Genomic DNA, 19494 nt, shown 5'->3' on the forward strand with positions numbered 1-19494 from the left:
ACGAACAGAAGCAATATGTACAAAATGATAATAGGCTTCAAGTAGTTCAATCCTTTCTGCAAAAGCAAGAAATGATACTCTAATTCCAACGCTCCATTACTGGGAACAGAAAGCCGCTTAGGATTCCGGGTACGCAGTAGAAGTAATTCCATTCTAATTTGCCGACACAGAGGGAATAAATCATTGTGGAAATCATCAACCCGGTAAATGCGTGAGCAAGCATGGACGAAAATAATCTCCTTTTTTTAATTCTGAATAACAGATCAATTAAATAAAAAGCAGGGCATAAGCACAAAAGAATTAATATCCACAGTGACAATATCAACAATAGGAGCACGTACACAAAGAACATCATATGGACCTCAATTAAGAAGTTCAGCGGATAAAAACACATAAGGATCAACGAAACAACCACTGCAACCCAGAAACTATTTAATGCAGCATCATGAACTCTCTCCAACGGTACTCCCCCTTCATCCCAATTGAAATTTTCAATATGAAAAATTTACTTTGTGTTATTTGTTAGCCTCATGAATTATTCTAATTCTTAAGGACAAGAAGCGAAAATTGCTAAAAAAGTGTTATTGTTTCCTGAATTATATCCCCATTCCCGTCGTAATGAATAGTTCTATCATTAATAGTACCCCGTCTTACTTCTTGCTCCACTACTTGTTAAGATAAAAAAATAAGCAGACCGCCGAAGCGCCTGCTCATCCACAATTATCATTGTTCTTAGCTTTCCGTTAGTTCAATAAGAATCGATTTTTTCCATTAAAGTTCTCCTCTTGTTCTACTTTTTACTTGTAAAAAATGTATCATTTCGAATCTCTATCTTCATCTATGGTGTAACACAGAAAAAGCCAGGATAATCTCCTGACTTTATCATGGTCAATGTAAGTTCTAATCAAGTATCTATTCTTCTTCTTGGTCAAGGAAGGACTGGAGATCGTCAAGCTTGCTGGACCAGAAATGACGATAAGACTCCAGCCACTTATCGACTTCTTGAAGCGGCTCTGGGCGTAAGGAATAGATGTTTTTTTGGGATACAGATCGTACCTCTACCAATCCAGCTTCTCGCAATACTCTTAGATGCTTAGAAACACCTGGTTGACTCAATTGACACTTATCTACAAGTTCACCAACTGATCGCTCGCGAATGCGCAATAGATCCAGCATAGACCGTCTGTGCGGTTCCGACAAAACTTCAAATATATTATTACTCATCACTTGGTCCTCTCCACTCGAATGCGTAACCGACAATGGATTTTAATTTGATGTGCTAATCGCTCCAAGAGCATCAGCATTGTCTTCCTTTACAACTCAATTCATTATCGAATCATATTTCTTGCGCAACTCTTTAAAAAGATCCGAAGGGAAGTCGACATGCTTTTCATGAAGAATCATATCAATCATGTCTAGATGCACATGCCAGCCTGCCAGAAAATCAGCAACTTCAGCGGGCTCGTAAAACGTATGAGTCAGGTGAAGATGGCATCCTTTATCATCGTCATGCAGCTCCCATCGAACCACTGATTCTCCTGAAGTCTTCTCTATCCAAGTGTACTCGAGCTCATTTGGGGGATTGACCATAATGAACTTTCCATGTACCAGATCCCCATTCTCCCAACGAAATGTAATCTTTCCGTTAACGATCAAATCAAATTCAGCATGCGCAGTTAACCAATTGACAATCTGATTGGGACTAGTTATCGCCCTCCATACTTTTTCTATCGGATGATTCAGGTAACGCTCGAACCGAACCACACTTCTTCCTTCATATTGTAGAAGTTTACCGTCCATTCAATCCCCTCCAAAGTTATAATTTCCATATTATATTATATACATTACCATATGGTTATATAACTGTAAAGGAATTAATGTTTCTCCATAATGTAGTTTTTCAAGAAGTCGTTGCAAAACTTTCCTTGAGGGTCGTTTTGAAGTAGTAATTGCCGAAAGTCAGGCAACTTCTCATATAATGATTGAAGATGGGCAGGTGGCGTGGCAAACAGCTTTGCCCAATGTGGGCGAGCATGGAAAGGCGCAATTTGTTCCTCGATCATCGGAAGGATTTGTCGGACCGCCTCCCAATCCGCCTTCCATGTAAAGTGAAAAGCAACGGATTCCTGCTTATAACAAGGACTCATCCACAAATTGTCTTCTGCAATCGTACGAACTTCTGACACATAAAGATGTGGCGATATGAAATCACGTATCCGGTCAATCGCACATAGTGCTTGATAGGCATCTTTGCGCGGCACAAAATATTCACTCTGTAGTTCCTCTCCGGCACTTGGCGTGAAATCCATGCGGAAGTGCGGTAGCCTTTCATGCCATGGCCCCGGAATACCAAGCTGCTCACTGCAATTCTCTGCAGAATAACCTGGCACTGGATGTCGTGGTACACTTGCGAGCTTGGCGCCAAAAAATTCAGATTCCACTTCAGCGTGTTCAAGATCTGGTAACTTACGCTTTTGCCAGACTTGATTGAATGTAGACGTTTTCCAATCCGTAAAAAGACTAACACTATAAGCGCTAGAGAATATTTCGTCAAAATGGTCTTTAAGTTGAACTAAAGGCAAATGATCAAATACATATTGACTCATCTGGAATGTGGGGATTATATCTAGAGTGATTTTCGTAATAACCCCGAGCCCTCCAAGCCCCACTACCGCCCCGGCAAAAAGCCCATCTTGTTGATCACGGGAGAATACGACCTTATTCCCATCCGCTTTGACAACTTCCATGGAATGAATCGCCGAAGCAAGATTAGCATTCTGGTCACCGGAACCATGTGTGGCCGTTTGGCATGCGCCTGCTATTGTAATATGGGGCAACGACGCCAAGTTGTGCAAAGCATAACCGAATTCATACAGATATTGACACAGATCTCCGTATCTAATACCTCCCTCGACTGTAACCTTATTGTGTTTAGTGTCTAATGCAATGATTCGGTTAAACTTTTGAAGAGAGATGAGGTTTTCGTTACAATCAGCGATTCCATTGAACGAATGACGAGTGCCAAGTGTCTTAATTCGATTGCTACGTGCTACTATTTCTTGTATTTGCTCCAATGTTTCCGGAACATGGAGTTCCGATGCGCTATACCTATAGTTACCTGCCCAATTTCGATTATTTTCCATAAACATATACCCCCACTACATCTGATGAAAGATTTGTCAAAAATATCGATATGTTATAAAAACATTCTATATATTTTGGAAGTATCCTGCACGGTGACTAGTTCTGGTGAACATTACATCAATTTTACCTGTAATGCCCCTAGGTCTCTCATGCTTATCTATGTTCCTAAAATATCTATTTTCATTAAAGGATTAATGAAATAGCAAACGATTTGTAAAAAATGCTTTACCAATTAAAAAAGCAGCTATAGAAAAAACTAAAGGTACAACTCCTCATATTTTTAGAGGGGCTGTACCTTTTCTCATAATAATTTGAGCCTTAAGCATTGGTGTACCGTTTGCAACATGAAGTATGCTAAATACTAAAACCATAATTAATCAAGCCAATGTATCTTAACAATCGTAATTTCAAATTGTGGAGTTCCGTGTCTCTTTTCAGAAACCAATCATTTTAAGAATAAATGGCACCTGAATGTCATCGGCCTTATAACAATTTTCAAACTTTCCTTTTAACAATAGACTTCGACAAGCAGCGCCAGATTCTTCATAAATATCGGACTTCACATTCAACTCTATATTCCTATGGTCATTATATTCTAGACTTTCATTTTTAATTTTAAGAACTTCTGCGGATTTCCAATTCATAGAAAAAATGTCTTTATGATTGCTTGAATAAATCGTTTTTTTCTTGCCCGTTTGGATTTCTTCAACCTCGACAAGATACAAAACGCCACCTGCTGCGCCACCGTAAGGGATATAATATGCACTTGCATTATATTCGCCATTCGGAGATTTGGTCGGACCACTAAATATGACAGCATTATTATTAAGAGCTTGAAAACTATAAAAATATCTATTATATCCTATTAAAAATAAAATACTGATTGCTATAAATAGCATGAAAGCATATCTTTTTTTCATAAAGCCTCCCATCCATTTCGATTCCCGTGTGTGTTGAAGCCTTTAAAGGTTGGCAGTGACATGATTTTTCACACTCGTACTTTGATACTTTGCAATCGCCCAGTCGATAAAAAAACCTGCGCTCATAAAGAAAAGAAACACATTCGGGTAACCATACCTATTGAATGCGACAAAAGGAATATAGATTAATGTAAAATAGGCCAGTGAAAGCAATAAAAACAAATAAGCAATCTCCTTTTGCCGGAAGGCTCGCTTAAGCGTAATCAGTAAACCTGCTGCTCCAAATAGCATAAATACGACATGATAGATGCCCGCGATCCAAATATTTACACCAAATACCGTTTTCCAATAATAAGGAGCCGCATATAATCCAAAAACTTTATCAATCGTATACCATTTCAAGTATTTTAAAGGCTGATTTGTAAAGCCGAAGCTTACAATTTTTTGTGCCGTTTCGGCTTGAGCAGCATCTGAGCCTGCAAATAAATTTTCACTGATGCCCTCGTATTCTAGATGGGTGTCGAAGAAGGCCTTTGAAGGTGCCTTGTTGTTAATAAGAGCGCCTAATAACATCGGATTGCCTGCTGACTGTGTGAATGGAATGAATTTATCAAATGTGACGTAATTCCGTATCCACCATGGTGATAGCAAAAGGATCAACGTTAGCGAAATAACTGCTGTATACTTCACTATAATTTTCCAAGATATCTTTTGCACAAGCCATAAAATGAACCAGACAACGGGAAAAAGTACCGCATGCGGTTTGAAATAACATGCTAGCCCAACAATAGCGGCCGAAATAATGTAATACCTCGTTTCCTGTCTCCTTAAAGCAAGAAGGCTAAAGCAAATAAGCAATATGAACAGCGTACGGAACATTGTCTCCGACAAAATGGCGCCTGAAGAAAAATAATCGGGCAAATAAAGCGCAGTTGCGATACTGGCTATTATAGCTGCTCTACTATTAAACAGTTGATTAGCCGCTATAAAAATCAAATAGATCGAGAACGCCTGAAGGGCTGCCATAAGGACTCGGAATGCCACAATCCCTCCATCTCCTTGTCCGAAGATGAGCATGAGACCAGCCAGTACAACTGGCATTCCTGGCATGATGAAAGCAGACGGCTCATCGCCGCTGTTATAAGCAATCGTGTGCTTATTCAATAAAATTTTAGCGCTATTTACATATTTGACATCGTCATTATTTTGTTTATCATATGACCCAATGAGAAAGTGATCGCCATACAACAGAACAGAAACGGTGCTAATCGAAAAAACGAGAACGATATTAATGAATAAAGTAGTGCGCATAGGAAGAGAGACATGATTAAGCTTAAACAGGATTTACACACCTTTCTCTTACAAATACGAGGGGTACAGACCTTCTTCATCATATATCACTATGACCAAGTATTGGAGCCATACGAACCTTTGTATTAATAAATAATAAAGAGCAGCTGCCATGGCAAACTGCTCCAGAACTAAAGTATAACTATCGTTTACCTGTAATTCAAATCGTAACTATTGATATTTCTATCTCACAAAAGAAATATAATCAATGTTGACGGGTTCAAAAGCATTTGCTCGAATTTGTAAATTAATTTGTCCTCGATGATACTGACCATGTAGTGCTACATGAGTTAAAATATCTCGTGTGGAAGTTATAAACTCTTTACCTTTACTGTTTGAATATGATACTAAGTTATCTAAGTCAGCGTTTGTGATTTTAGTGAGAATATTTTTGAAGCTTTCTTCATTTTGTTTAATAAGTGTTGCACAGGATTCTAGATCACCAACTGACCAGATAGGCATTTGTGAACTGTCCATTCCTTGTATTCTAGCAATCCAAACTTGTTCGGCATATAGAATATGAGAAAATAACCGCACCAGTTGATCCTCGACTACTACATTTTGCAAAGTTTCTAGAATACGTTGATTTGCCCAGTTTAGATGTTCATACATCTTTTGAATTGTTTTCATTGATTCCATCCTTTCATTAACTTCACTTTATCAAAGAGTAAATGTTTGTATCATAGGCAACACCATTTTGATACATATAGTTTTTCAAAATCCCTTCTTTTTCAAAACCTAGTTTTGTTAATATTTGATTGGATTTTTTATTTTCAATAAAAACAATCGCGCCAATTCGTGTTAACCCAAGTTCGCTAAAACCATATGCTATAACTTTTGAAATGGCTTCTGTTGCATAACCATTTCCCCAATAATCAGGATGAAGCTCATAGCCTATCTCAGCTCTCTTATGTTTTAAAGACAAAACATTAAAACCGATGGTCCCGATCATTTCTTTTTTACCTTTTATTTCAATTCCCCATCGAATGCCTCGATTTTCTTGGTAGCTTTTCGCGAAAAACGCAATGAACGGTTCTGCTTGTTTGATATTTGTTAACGTATCTTGTCCATAATATCGTGTCACATCATGATTGGAAAAGCAATGAAAGATGCTATGAGCATCTTCTTTAACAATTTCTCTCAATTGCAATCTTTCTGTCTCTAGAATTGGAAACACTTAATCACTCCATTTTTATAATATTAATATGAATTCCCATTTGATGGTTAACGCAATAGTGATTGCTCATGCTTCGGATAATATTCAAAAAACAAATACTTCCAATCACTCATGAAGTCACTTTGATAATTTCTATTGTAAAAGCAAATCTGTTCATTCCAGAAATCTACAGAGTTGCATTTGTATTTACCTAAAATGAATGATGGATAATTATGGACTGAACTAGACATAATGCTTATTTTATTTGTATCCTGTTGATCAATCACATGTATTAAACTTTCTATTATGTATTTGATCGGACCCATGCTTTGATATATCCTTTCTATGTTATGAACCCTATTGTACAACCTTATTCTTTTGAGTTTTGAGATAATAGTTGCTTTGTATCGAGGATCTTCAATTAAACTCAACTCATTTAGTAACCTCTTAATTGAGCGAAAATTAAATTTGGTTTCTTTATGTAACCAGCATCGATACTTGAGTAAAAGTTGAAAAAGTAAAGGGTTCGTTGGATCAGTCCTAATAAAGATGAAAAGATAAGTCAATGAATCCATTACGTTTGCAGCATACATCTTCTCAAAAATGATAATCACCTGCTTAGTAGGAATTCAATAATTTCGAGTCCTTTTAGAAAGGCCGGAACTTCACAAAATGAGCCTATCCAGACCAATTGCACTAATTAAAAGCCGCTCTTTCCTGCTGCCTAACATATTTTGTGTCCAATCTACAAAGCCGCCATCTCCAATAAAATACTCCGTTTCGCCGATTACTGTCTTTATTGTGAATTGCATTCCTTTGTAATACTGGTTTTCCATATTCGGCTCTCCTGTACTTACCGACACATTCAATGACAATTCATTTCCATGTTTTATAATCCTTGAGACTAAGCCAGCCGAATCTTTGTAACCACTTCGTTCACTTATAATGATCTCGATGTCAGATCCAAACAGCGTTTTAAATATACTTTGGTACACTTTAATATGCTCCCATAATGAGTGTTTTTCGAAGCTATAGGAACCTTCATCTAATCCAGACGTCACCATACAAAATAAATGGAAATGAGGCAGCATCCCTGGAGCATCTCCAAAGAATTGCGCTCGGACATGCCTATGGGTTGTACAGAAGCGAATAAAATTATCTCTCTTATCATTTGAATCAATTGTTTTAAGTAAATTACTGATATGCAGGGCTAAGAGATTGGTTGCATCTGATACAACCTCCGTTCCTCTTAACGCGGAAATTGCTTTGTTTTGATCAACTGTTCCTAGCACAGAAGCACAGCCCAATGGTGCTACGGGAGATAGTTGAATTGGCGAAAAAGAATGTTTTGAAGCAATAACTAAAACATCCAACTCCATCCTCTTAAGTAAGAGCACATCGACGTCAGCTGGGTGTACAAAACGGTTATTCTTGTATCTTTTAAGTAGATCATTTGGAGAAGATGTCTTTGTTTTCTCGCTGAATACTTTTAAGAGAAGTGAATTCAAGTCACTGGAGGGTATCCGATCAACTAAAAGATTAATTAAATCAGCTTGATCAAGTTTTCGCAGTATTCTTTCAAGATCGGCTGTAAGGGTAGTTTCCATTAACTTCACTCTCCTTGACCTCATTCTATTGGTTATTAATGGATAATTATATGGGGTGACATTACTTTAGGTCAAGAACTAAACCAATATTATAAATGATCAATCTTTTAGCTTGAAAAATGACGATAAGTTTTATTCAGTTTTTTCAACAGGGCTAATCACAAAAATCCCGACGGAGAAGATCCCGCCGGGATTTAGTGGAACATACGATTTGAATTTAAATCAATAACTAAATCGTATCCTTTACTGGTTCGAGTTATTTACTGAATTTCCAAATAATCAATGTAAACATCCCATGTCCCGTTATCGGAGGTGCAAACGAGCTCAATTTCTTGATTACCGGTTCCATGGCTGACATTGCTTATGGTATAGACTGCGGGACTACTGCCTCCGAAGTAGAAGGTCCCTTTCGTCACCCCGCCTATTTTCAAGTCAACTCTGGCCATATTGGAATTATTTGAAGCACCACGGAGTGAGAAACTATGAGTTCCGCTCGTGAAATTCTGTGTGTATTTGACCAAATCATTGTTGGCGTATAAAGCAACACCAGAGAACGGCGAGCTGATATTCCCGGTGTACTGACCAGCTTTGGTCATGCTTTCGGCTTCCTTTTTTGTACTTGTGCTTGGAGGAGTAGTTGTACCGCCACCGTCAGGCGCAACCGCCCGGCCGGTGCTTGTTGAAATCATACCAGGGCAAAGTCCCCGGCTCTTAAGATTCTGAGCAATCTGGGGGATCGCTTGGAGCGTAGTCTGGTATTGATCATGCATCAGGATGACATCGCCGTTCTGCAGTCTGCCCGCAGCGGCTACGATCTGTGCGGTGGTGGCGCCATTCCAGTCCTGTGAGTCAACGTTCCACAGCACCTCGGTTAGCCCATTTTGACTCTCGATTGACTTCAAAGAAGCGTTAGTCTCGCCGTACGGCGGGCGGAACAATTTTGGTGCAGCTCCGGTAGCTGACTGGATCGCTTGTTGTGTTCGCGTAATTTCCGATGACATCTGCGAGCTGCTCAATGTGGTCATGTGAGGATGTGTATAAGAGTGGTTTCCGACCCACATGCCCGCATTCACTTGGTCCCGCACGAGTGACGGGTTATTTTGGGCGTTTTGCCCAAGGTTGAACATCGTTGCACGCAAACCGGCCTGCTTCAGAGCATTGAGCAGTGATGTAGTGTTACTGGCATTTGGGCCATCGTCGTATGTCAGACCTACATATCCGTTCGGGCAGTTGGCATCGGCTGCACTGGCAATAGGCATTATCGGGATGGAGAATAACGAACTGAAAAGTGCTAGGGCCGCTGCCCCTTTTATTAGTTTTGCTTTGAACATGGTAGTACCTCCTCGTATAAACATACAAGTATGGTTGTTCGCGCCACTCCGTTCTGCTTAACTCTCTCTACTAGATTCAGTGTTTTTACTGAATTTCTAAATAGTCTAGGTAAGCGTCCCATGTCCGTCATCGGAGGTTACAATTATTTCATCTGTATACCTCCTCTTCTTTAATTGCATTTAGTCTCACATGATGCTGTAAAGCCTGCAATAGGCTGCTCGAGCCTCACTTCCTTCCATATATTAACTTGAAAGCGATTACAATAATTATTTTAACAAAACGTTTCTTTATCGTTTACCTGTAAGAATTTAGTTCCTACTGTAAAAAACTTAGCTTTTTGTGGTGGACACTGGAAACGGAGTGATCCCAACAAGCATTGATGTTGATCGGTCTTTTTTTGATTTATGATCGTCTATTTTATATTATGCTAGCAAAAAACCGCACCCATAGGAGGATGCGGTTAGTATGCTAACAGCAGCTATATCAAAAATTATTGAAAATGACGTCGGCTGTTACTTTTCCGCTCGTGACGTCTTCCGAAGTGAAGCCAGATACCGTGTTGCCCACTTTAAATTCCTTGCTTACCAGCTGCTCTGAAATATCAGGAGCTGTTGGGCCTGTTATGCCGTAAGTCGTTTTTTCCGTAACTGTCACCCACAATTCGCCAATTCGAAAGCTTTGGCCGTCGGTACTTACCTCATCAATCACACCATCAATGTTTACCCTGTGTTTTGCTGAGGTCGCCGGTCCAGGACCATTATTCTCAATGGTGCCGCTTGGATTTTTCGTGACCGCACCAGGAGAAGTACTGCCTGCGTCTTGGTTTACTGCATTAATGCTCAGAGTCAATACCGCACAAGCCGCAATGCTGGTTGCCCAGATCATCACTTTGTTTTTCTTTACTTTAGAATGAACTGTTTTCATAGGAATCTCTCCATTTCGTATGTTGTTATTATTGTTGTCGATTTGTTTGTGCTTCTCCAGGCTTAAGCGTTCAAGTGTACGTTCTTGAAAGTCTTCACTTATTTTCACTTTGGACATGGCCGATTTATAACTTGATTTTTTCATTCTCACAAATCACCGCCTATAACTTCTTTAAGCTGTTTACGCCCTCGAGCGAGCCAAGTACCTACCGTCGCAGGTTTGGCATGAAGTATATCCGCTATTTCTTCCAAGGAATAACCTTCGTAATAATGCAAATGGATCGGGACCCGATATTTTTTATCCAATGATAATACAGCCTGCATGACCATGTATTCATCCTTCGGCAGGTTAGACAGGTTGTCCGGTATGGGGTTTCGACTCTTAAACCACCCCGTCTTGAGCAAGTTTTTACATTTATTGATAGTTGTACGGATTAACCAGGCTTTCTCATGTTCATCACTATCAAAGACGGGGGATTTTTGGAGATAGGCTAGAAATACTTCTTGCGCTACTTCCTCCGCGTCAGCAATATTTTTGAGATAAGCGAAAGCTATCTTGACCAGGCTGTCGGAATAGTTGACCACGGCTTTGCGGACGGATTCATTGAGCTCATATGAATCGTTCACTTGATGTCCCCCTTTCACTAGTAATACAATCGAGCAGCCCGTTATTTTTCACGCTGTAAAAAAAAATTGGGACAATTGCTTTAAAAGGGAGCAAAAAGGTTTTTATTAGTATGTCCTCTCACCAAAAACGGTAACATGCAAGCAATATTAACTGCAGCACCTTTAAATTCAATAAAAAAAGAACCTTCAATCTATAATTAGATCAAAGGTTCAATATTTATTTTAATGAAATTAAATAATTCACGGCATGCTTTCAATTACGTAATATTTCACTACATTCATTTGTTTTTAAATCAGAAAAACTAACTAAAAGCCAGCTCTTTTTCACTCAGGCCTAGTGAGTCAGCTGTAGAAGTATGAATTTCGTGCAGAAGCTCTGGATTTTCCATTAATGAAACGCCATAAGAAGGAATCATTTCTTTAATTTTTGGTTCCCACTCTTTGATGTGTTGAGGGAAACATTTTTTAAATACTTCAAGCATAACGTGAACAGCAGTAGAAGCACCTGGCGAAGCGCCTAGCAATGCTGCAATCGAACCATCAGCAGCCGTTATAACTTCCGTACCAAATTGAAGTGTTCCTCTGCCGCCAGCTTCAGTATCTTTGATAACTTGCACACGCTGACCAGCTGCTACTAAATCCCAGTCTTCCGTTTTGGCGTTAGGGATAAACTCGCGCAACTCATCCATGCGCTTTTCTTTGGATAACATAACTTGCTCAATCAGGTATTTTGTCAATGACATATTTTTTGCACCTGCGGATAACATTGTGATGAGATTATCCGGTTTTACGGAAGTGACCAAATCAAACATTGAACCGGTTTTCAAAAACTTAGGTGAGAATCCGGCAAAAGGACCAAACAGCAAAGATTTTTTATTGTCGATAAATCTTGTATCCAAATGTGGAACCGACATTGGAGGAGCTCCAACTTTGGCTTTGCCGTAAACTTTTGCATGATGCTGTGCCACAACATTCGGATTATTACAAACCATAAATATTCCGCTTACGGGGAATCCGCCAATATGTCTACCTTCAGGAATACCGGATTTTTGCAATAAATGCAAGCTTCCGCCTCCGCCTCCGATAAAAACAAATTTTGCAGTATGCCGTTCGACATTGCCGCTGCCATTACGTACTTTCAATTCCCACGAGCCGTCGCTAGCACGTTTAATGTTATCAACGCTATGTTTATATTTGAGATCAACGTTTTTACGTTTTAAGTGGTCAAACAGAATGCGCGTTAAAGCACCAAAGTTGACATCCGTACCAGAGTCAATTTTGGTTGCTGCTATAGCTTCATTTGATTTACGATCTTTTATAATAAGTGGGATCCATTCCATTAATTTTGCAGGGTTATCGGAAAATTCCATCCCTTTAAACAACGGATTAGTAGACATGGCTTCAAAACGTTTCTTTAGAAACGTTACATTTTGTTCTCCTTGGACCATACTCATATGAGGTAATGGCATAATAAAGTCTTGCGGATTACGGATTAGCTTACTATTTACAAGGTAAGACCAAAACTGCATGGAAAGCTGGAACTGTTCATTAATTTGAATCGCTTTGCTAATATCTACAGATCCGTCTGGCTTATTTACAGTGTAGTTAAGCTCGCACAGTGCTGCATGCCCTGTTCCTGCATTATTCCACTCGTTAGAGCTTTCTTCTCCAGCACTCTCGAGCTTCTCAAACACGGTAATTTTCCATTCCGGTACCAATTCTTTCAGAAGTGTCCCTAAAGTCGCACTCATGATTCCGGCACCAATCAAGATGACGTCTGTTTTATTTTCTCCGTTGCTCATTTTTACCATCCTTATATCCTAAAATTTGCATAAAGCATGTAGGCGCTTCTGTATAGGCGTTACACTAAGCCAATGCTCGACCCAGTCACACACCTTTTCTGTTTCAATTAAAACCATATCATATTGTTTTGTAATTGATTATAGATTAAATGATCTGCGATTATCAGATAATTATAAGCTATTTGAAAGCTGGTGAAAAGTGAAAAGTCCGTTTACAAGGCTCTAGGAACACACAAAGCAAAGGCAATAACAAAGCTTAATGCATCGATTGAAGCTTTTGTTTGCCGCCATGTGTTACTAGCATCATTACATTTTTTCCGATACTTGAGGTATGGTTCACTGTATTTGATGTTAAACTAAACTTCTATTAGTTTCAATCTAAACGTTGCTACTTCTCTGCTTCTGAGATTTTCAAGTATACAAATTGTGAATAATCTGCAACGTTTATATGAAGGAGTAGATATATTTCACAAAGTTGTTCAGCTTCCCCATTAAATTCCTTTAGAAATTTAACAATATATATTCATATCTTATTGAGGCTGGAGCCTTTTTGACAACAGTTAAGGTAATTTTCTGTTTGTTTTGCCTGTCTGCTGTATTCTGTATGTATTGTATATGTATTTAAGAAGAAATCATCTCTTGTATCAGTTAAAGTAATCTTGAAAACAAGCGAAAGACCCGTAAGGCGGCCGCTTCATTTGCGAAGCGTTGGCTCTTACGGGTCTTTTTTTATATTTAAGGACTATTTTTTGGAACGTTTTTTGGAAGATATTTTAGCACGTTTTCTGCGTTTTAAGCCTGAAACCATGACATTTTTCTCAGATTGCGTGTAATAATGCTGATAGACAGGACAACAATGATGCTTCTTCACCGTTTCAATATTTTGAATAACATTTACAAGCTGCGGATGGTAGATGTCCTCATATTGCGTAATTGGAGGATCATAAATCGTTTGCGTTGGACAATCCGGACAAAAGTTAGCCGAATTCGCACCTTCTACCATACCCATGTTACTACCCATATTACTACCCATGTTCATGTTATTACTCATGTTATTATAATCGTTACGGTTCACAGAATTATCTCCTTCCTGTTTTGGAATACACCATATTGTATTCTCAAGAAGACAAAACGACCTGTACGATTGACATGGAAGACGATGGCCTATGCTGTTCCTGCAGGATGTAGAGCATGATATTTACCTTGTACTGATAATGTTTGAAAAAAGTGTTTCGTTATGAATGAGAAGTTAATGGAAACAAAATATGTTCTGCTCTATCTTCAAATGAAGGACGAACAAACAATGTGTCCTCACTCTCTGCTAATAACTCGACATGAATGTTTTCATTATCGTAATCGGGTGTAAAGTAAAAATGAATAATCTCCGTATCGGCAGTAACAAGGCTGTTCAAAATAACATCATAATCAACTTTTTGAACGCTGATGATATCATAAAGATGAAGTTGTTTATCCTCGTGTTTAAAAATAACAATGGCATCAACTTCTTCGACATAATAAATCGCATCATTGAATGCTAAGATAAAATAAAACAGCAATAGATGTTCATTGTTTTTCACACCCATTATAGGGGATACAGATATTCTTTCCTTAGCAAACTGCTCCATCAACCGATAATCATTGGCGTTATTCGTATGTAGCTTGCGGTAGGAACGGATTGCTTCTGGTTTTAATTCTAAACCTGAAATGTTTAGCGTAAAACTACTTTCTTGCGTTTTTCTAAACCCAAATCTAGGATAATAGTCTAGAACCGAATCATTAGCGAACAAGTAGATAAAGTCATATTCTTGTTCATATTTCTCGATAATATGGTTCATCAGTTTGCCTGATAATCCTTGATTTCGATAGTCGGGATGCGTCATAACGGTACCGATTTGAATGGCTTTGTACTCTTCACTGTTACATATAACCGTCATTTTGCTTGCTGAGGCATTGGCAATTACTTTACCTTTATCGAGAAAGGAATAACATATATAATTTTCGTTCCAGCCCCCTTTTTCATACCATTTTTCGAAATCAAGTCCAAATACCATTTTAGCCAATTCATTAAAGCTTTCTTTGTAGGTTGAAATGTCTTTATAGTCACTTATGAATTGGTAATTAGTCATATTAACCTCGCTCACTTTACTTCTCCCCTTCATTCTCATCAACTTTTGCTGACTGCTTCAAACACCATTAAAAAGTAAAAGCAGTCCAACAGTGACCATATGTCACCGATGGACTGCTGTTTGCTTATTCAAATTATTGCAATATCTAACATGATCTCACGAATCTTCCTCAAGACGTACGAATGTAATTTAATAATCCCTGCTTATAATATAATTCAGCAGTTGCTTCAGAAAAGCTGGATTACGTGGCATCTCTTTCAATGCTTCCATTGCAAGGCAGAAGTGTTCCCACATCTCTTTTCTAGCTCCATCTAGACCAAGGATGGTTACAAAAGTCGAGTTGTTGTTCTCCACATCCTGGCCAATAGGTTTACCGAGTAAATGTAAATCTCCTTCCGAATCAAGCAAATCATCTTTAATTTGAAAGGCTATGCCCGCATGATAGGCGTATTTTTTCAAAACCGCAATTTCTGACGACTTTACCTGAGCGAGAATAGCAGGCATTACAAGTGAAGCTTCAAATGCAATTCCGGTTTTGTAAAAGCACATCATATTTAGCTGCTCCAATGTTAATGCTTTTCCTTTGGAATGCAAATCCATCGCCTGCCCCATGCACATATCTCCAGCTCTTTGGGACGAATATTGCATTAAAGCAAGCACGGTTTTAGGGTCAAACTGTTCAAGGGATGATTGCTCTTCAATCGCCTTTTGGGTAAGAAATAGGCCGGTTAATTCCGCGGTGGCACTATTATGCACCTGGTGCAGCGTAGGTCGCCCTCTGCGAGTAGAGGCATTATCCTGCGTTGGGAGATCATCGAAGATTAAAGACGCGGTATGCATATACTCTAATGATTTTAGAAGCGGCACGATCGCCGAAGCATGCAGTCCATACTCATTTATACCCATGACCCAAGCCAATATTGGCCGTAATCGTTTGCCATCTCCCTCAAGACTGTAGTTTGCAGCATCAATAAGCAGCTCTCTCATTGGAGGTATTTCATTACTTTTGTGAATCGGCAATAGATTGTTGATTTGCTCGCGAGCAGTTTTGACAGTTGAAAGGAATTGCTCCTTTTCACTGCGATTGCTTTTTAAAACCGTTACCATCTGATCCCGGAGCAGTTTATCGAAGAAATCCACATCATCCGCTTTTTGAACCACATGTTGGATAAGGCGATTGAAATCTGGATCTCCTGAAGCAAACACCGCCATAATTTCGTTATATTTCTCAGTACCTATACGTTCTTTCAACCTTTTTAGACCATTGAAGGCACGATCAAGAATCACTTCTCTGGTTTTGGCATCGGAGTAGTATATGTTGTGAATTAAATAAGAGATGACGGACCAGTATAACTCAAAGGGATTGATTAGATCTGAGCGCTGCTCATGGTATTTCAAATAATAGGTATAGGGTGTTACCGCCCCGTCTTTCATATCATCAAACATATCTGCTAAATCATCTGCCAGCTGGTTATAAATGCCATAATAAAATGTTCGATTATCAAAGCCTTCATCCAAAGGAGCACTAATGACGGAACGAACGATGAGCCTTGAAGATGAGGATTTTAAAATGATAGGCAGGTAAAGCTCTTTGTTAGTGTAATTTACATTCGATAGGTCCTTGACACGGTCCAAATCCTGAGAATGAAAAAACACGTAGGATTGCTCGAAAAAGGTTTGTTGTGTCTCAGGTCGCTGATATTTTTTAATATACTCAAAAGCGTCACTAAGCTCCGCGTGTACGTATTGGACAAATTCAAAGTTATTGCCGGACCATTCACCTAATTGTGGAACAGATCCGCTTAGAAGCGAAGTACGGATCATATTGGAATATTGTTCTTTCTCCTCTGCCTTTAGGACACCCGAATCAAGCAGATCGTCAATAAAAGGATAGGTTAGCCCATAGGAGTAACCAAGTCTGATGGCTTCGTCTAGTCTCCTGGCACGTTCAGCAGGCAATACTTGGTCATCCATTTCTTCAATTACATGCAACATTACGCCAATTATGATTTTGATCAGCTTGCGCACCGCGTGCTCGGAACTCATTTCCTTTGGGATATTAGAGGATACGGATTTTAGTTTATTTATTACCCAAATTATGCCGTTTTCTATGCCTTCCTTCTGAGCCCACCGATACAGCCCCGCCAAGGTCATAAAATCAGGCTGCTCTCCCCCGTTTGTTGTTGAGGGTTGAATAAAGTGGCTTTTGACGTCAGCAATCACCCGTTGAATTCTCATTTGTGTCTCTGGAGCATCCAAAGCTTTTCCTAAATCCCTCATATAAATATAGGAAACGCTTCGATCCAAATAATCATCCAGTTTTCCTGAATAATTCAGCCACCATATATATCTATGATAATCCCGAGAATCCGGTTTTTTCTTTCCTTTCGAAAAAAAGGATAACAATGAATAATGTTGGATATGGTTCTTTTTCCACAATTGAATATCTTCGGTTAGTGTGGTTACATAAGTTTTATTCTTCACTTGTTCGTTCAATGTTTCAAAATATTGGGCTGCCTTTTGCTCTGCAAGCTGGTACCAAGTATCTGCTTGAGCTGTATACTTATCATTCATACGACGCATAACCTCGACTTATAGTTAAAATAAAATGACTGGGAAATGTAACAAAATAACTGATTTGAAGCCTTAGTATAGTTTTCTGAAGTAAATAAGACTAAAATATTATGTTTACTCACTTCCTCCGAGGAATTTGGAACGATATGCGTCGAGCAAATAAGTTATATTTTACACGATTGTTGGTGGTTCAACAATTTTTTGGTAAAAATATGTAGCGAGAATATCAAGTTGGACATGAAGTGCAAAGTACTGAGATACATTACGCAAAAAGGCTCGCCCCCGTTCCATTTGAGCCCTTCTAACAAAAAAACAACAAAGGTTAGGTTGATCATCAACAATGTGAGATCAAACTAACCTTTGTCGTTAAGAGTTTTTTTGTATCACTTTAACTAGTTGGTTTATACCATTAATAAGTAATCTGCCAGTTGATTAAACGTCACTTCATATCCTTCGCGAACCATATCTTGTGATGCTTCTAGCGTTTTGGCTTCCTCTTCAGTTGGAGATACTGCTTCCCCTTCCATAGTAAGAATGGTTTTGTCTCCATCTTCACTGAAAATAAAAGTGACTGAAAATTCAAGAGGCCAATTAGCGTCAAAGGGTGCACGCACGGTGTTACCTTCCTCATCAGAAAAGGAATTGGTATATACAATTTTCTCAGGTGAATTAACTTCATGATAGATAAACTTGACCCACATCTCGGTTCCGTCTGGTGCGGTCTGTTTGTAATGAAATAAACCACCTGGGCGGAGATCGAATTTTTTAATATCAAAAGCCCATCCTTTTGGTCCCCACCAATTCAGTAAATGTTCTGATTCTGAAAAAGCCTTAAACACAAGGTCACGAGGAGCATTAAACGTATGAGTCATTTTAATTTTTGTAGTCATCTGAATCCTCCATTGCGATGATATTAACCTTTTGATACGTGTGTACTACACATCTTTTTCCTCTATCATGAACGATCAAGCTTGTCTATATCCTTCATAAGTCACTATAAAAATTCCGATACGATTGTTTTTCTTATATTTGTTCACCTTACCTCTATTTATTATTTACTGTGAATCGCTTCTTAAACCAAATATACCACATAGGGAATATTCCTGTAAAGGAATATATAAGGCAGGCTATTATTTATTATGACCAGAAATAAATTGTTCCAAGCCTTCTACTGATAAGACTCCGCTCCTATTGTCAACAGGTATTCCATCTTTAAAGAGGATGGTAGTAGGTATACTCATAATTCCAAATAGTGAAGCCATCGCTTCACTAACATCCACATTTACTTTCACAATTTTTACATTATGGCTTCCTGCCGAACGAAATGTTTCAAGAATGGGTGCAAACATAAGACATGGCCCACACCAAGGTGCCCAGAAATTAACTATGGTTAGCCCCTCCTTTTGAATTTCATTTTTTAGTGTTGTATCCGTTGCATGTATAATTGTCATGGTTATGTCTTCCTCTCCAGTTGGATGTTAGATTTTTCTAATTTGAATTGCTTAAGCTGCTTATCATGTCAGTTGCTTTAATTTCCTTTAAGTATGAAATGGTACATTCATCAACTTCTAGCATCAATTTCGCTAAGTTTTCATTTATAGATGTTGTCCAATGACAGAATGTAACGGTTTGGCTTTTCTTTACCTCTCTTACTGCATCGTAAACATCAGCCAGTGTTATATCTGATTCAGGATGTTTTAGTTTATATCCACCGTCTTGTCCTTCCTTAGCTTCAACCATCCCAGCTTTCAGCAATGTGGACATGATTTTTCGTAAATAAGCCGCATGGACATTCAGCTGTTGCGCCATTTCTGAGCTAGTCAACGTTCCGCCTTGCTCTGTAAGAAGCAAGATGACACATAAAGCTGCCCGAAATTTTGAAGACCCAATCAAATGATTTTTTATTTGCAAATAGCGCTCCCTCTTTCCGTAT

Annotated in this window: 18 protein-coding genes; all 18 read right to left on the bottom strand. The window is 38.8% G+C overall.

Annotated elements, in window-relative coordinates:
• Window positions 1-912 precede the first annotated feature (912 nt).
• The 18 genes from AC1DOV_RS04025 to AC1DOV_RS04110 all read right to left on the bottom strand — a co-directional run bounded on the left by AC1DOV_RS04025 (window position 913) and on the right by AC1DOV_RS04110 (window position 19472).
• Complete coding sequence (locus tag AC1DOV_RS04025; RefSeq protein ID WP_339209257.1) at window positions 913-1224, bottom strand: ArsR/SmtB family transcription factor; 312 nt, start codon at window positions 1222-1224, stop codon at window positions 913-915.
• A 96-nt stretch (window positions 1225-1320) separates the two neighbouring features.
• Window positions 1321-1800: an SRPBCC family protein gene (locus AC1DOV_RS04030; RefSeq protein ID WP_477549236.1), complete on the bottom strand. Its 480-nt coding sequence runs from the start codon at window positions 1798-1800 to the stop codon at window positions 1321-1323.
• Between the two features lie 74 nt (window positions 1801-1874).
• Window positions 1875-3143, bottom strand: a complete 1269-nt coding sequence (locus tag AC1DOV_RS04035; RefSeq protein WP_477549237.1) for an FAD-binding protein — start codon at window positions 3141-3143, stop codon at window positions 1875-1877.
• A 435-nt stretch (window positions 3144-3578) separates the two neighbouring features.
• Window positions 3579-4064: a DUF5412 family protein gene (locus tag AC1DOV_RS04040; RefSeq protein WP_477549238.1), complete on the bottom strand. Its 486-nt coding sequence runs from the start codon at window positions 4062-4064 to the stop codon at window positions 3579-3581.
• Window positions 4065-4106: 42 nt separating this feature from the next.
• Window positions 4107-5375, bottom strand: a complete 1269-nt coding sequence (locus AC1DOV_RS04045; protein WP_477549239.1) for a glycosyltransferase family 39 protein — start codon at window positions 5373-5375, stop codon at window positions 4107-4109.
• Window positions 5376-5597: 222 nt separating this feature from the next.
• Window positions 5598-6044 (bottom strand): DinB family protein, encoded by a 447-nt coding sequence (locus tag AC1DOV_RS04050; protein ID WP_477549240.1) that lies wholly within the window; start codon window positions 6042-6044, stop codon window positions 5598-5600.
• A gap of 22 nt (window positions 6045-6066) precedes the next feature.
• Window positions 6067-6591, bottom strand: coding sequence for a GNAT family N-acetyltransferase (locus AC1DOV_RS04055; protein WP_477549241.1), 525 nt, complete (start codon window positions 6589-6591; stop codon window positions 6067-6069).
• A gap of 644 nt (window positions 6592-7235) precedes the next feature.
• Window positions 7236-8177 (bottom strand): hypothetical protein, encoded by a 942-nt coding sequence (locus AC1DOV_RS04060; RefSeq protein WP_477549242.1) that lies wholly within the window; start codon window positions 8175-8177, stop codon window positions 7236-7238.
• Window positions 8178-8437: 260 nt separating this feature from the next.
• Window positions 8438-9508, bottom strand: coding sequence for a polysaccharide deacetylase family protein (locus AC1DOV_RS04065; RefSeq protein WP_477511158.1), 1071 nt, complete (start codon window positions 9506-9508; stop codon window positions 8438-8440).
• A gap of 484 nt (window positions 9509-9992) precedes the next feature.
• Window positions 9993-10577, bottom strand: a complete 585-nt coding sequence (locus tag AC1DOV_RS04070; RefSeq protein ID WP_477549243.1) for a hypothetical protein — start codon at window positions 10575-10577, stop codon at window positions 9993-9995.
• 2 nt (window positions 10578-10579) lie between these two features.
• Window positions 10580-11059: an RNA polymerase sigma factor gene (locus AC1DOV_RS04075; protein ID WP_076266020.1), complete on the bottom strand. Its 480-nt coding sequence runs from the start codon at window positions 11057-11059 to the stop codon at window positions 10580-10582.
• 302 nt (window positions 11060-11361) lie between these two features.
• Entirely contained in the window at window positions 11362-12861 is a 1500-nt protein-coding gene (locus AC1DOV_RS04080; RefSeq protein WP_477549244.1) for a malate:quinone oxidoreductase, read from the bottom strand.
• 742 nt (window positions 12862-13603) lie between these two features.
• Complete coding sequence (locus AC1DOV_RS04085; RefSeq protein WP_083681545.1) at window positions 13604-13936, bottom strand: hypothetical protein; 333 nt, start codon at window positions 13934-13936, stop codon at window positions 13604-13606.
• Between the two features lie 160 nt (window positions 13937-14096).
• Window positions 14097-15002 (bottom strand): GNAT family N-acetyltransferase, encoded by a 906-nt coding sequence (locus AC1DOV_RS04090; protein ID WP_441883195.1) that lies wholly within the window; start codon window positions 15000-15002, stop codon window positions 14097-14099.
• 174 nt (window positions 15003-15176) lie between these two features.
• Window positions 15177-17570 (bottom strand): polyprenyl synthetase family protein, encoded by a 2394-nt coding sequence (locus AC1DOV_RS04095; RefSeq protein ID WP_477549245.1) that lies wholly within the window; start codon window positions 17568-17570, stop codon window positions 15177-15179.
• Between the two features lie 392 nt (window positions 17571-17962).
• Entirely contained in the window at window positions 17963-18451 is a 489-nt protein-coding gene (locus AC1DOV_RS04100; protein ID WP_441883199.1) for an SRPBCC family protein, read from the bottom strand.
• Window positions 18452-18691: 240 nt separating this feature from the next.
• Complete coding sequence (trxA, locus tag AC1DOV_RS04105) at window positions 18692-19012, bottom strand: thioredoxin (protein ID WP_441883201.1); 321 nt, start codon at window positions 19010-19012, stop codon at window positions 18692-18694.
• Window positions 19013-19049: 37 nt separating this feature from the next.
• Window positions 19050-19472: an RrF2 family transcriptional regulator gene (locus AC1DOV_RS04110; protein WP_441883203.1), complete on the bottom strand. Its 423-nt coding sequence runs from the start codon at window positions 19470-19472 to the stop codon at window positions 19050-19052.
• Window positions 19473-19494: the final 22 nt, after the last annotated feature.

The sequence above is a fragment of the Paenibacillus sp. 01T47 genome (genome assembly GCF_056398245.1).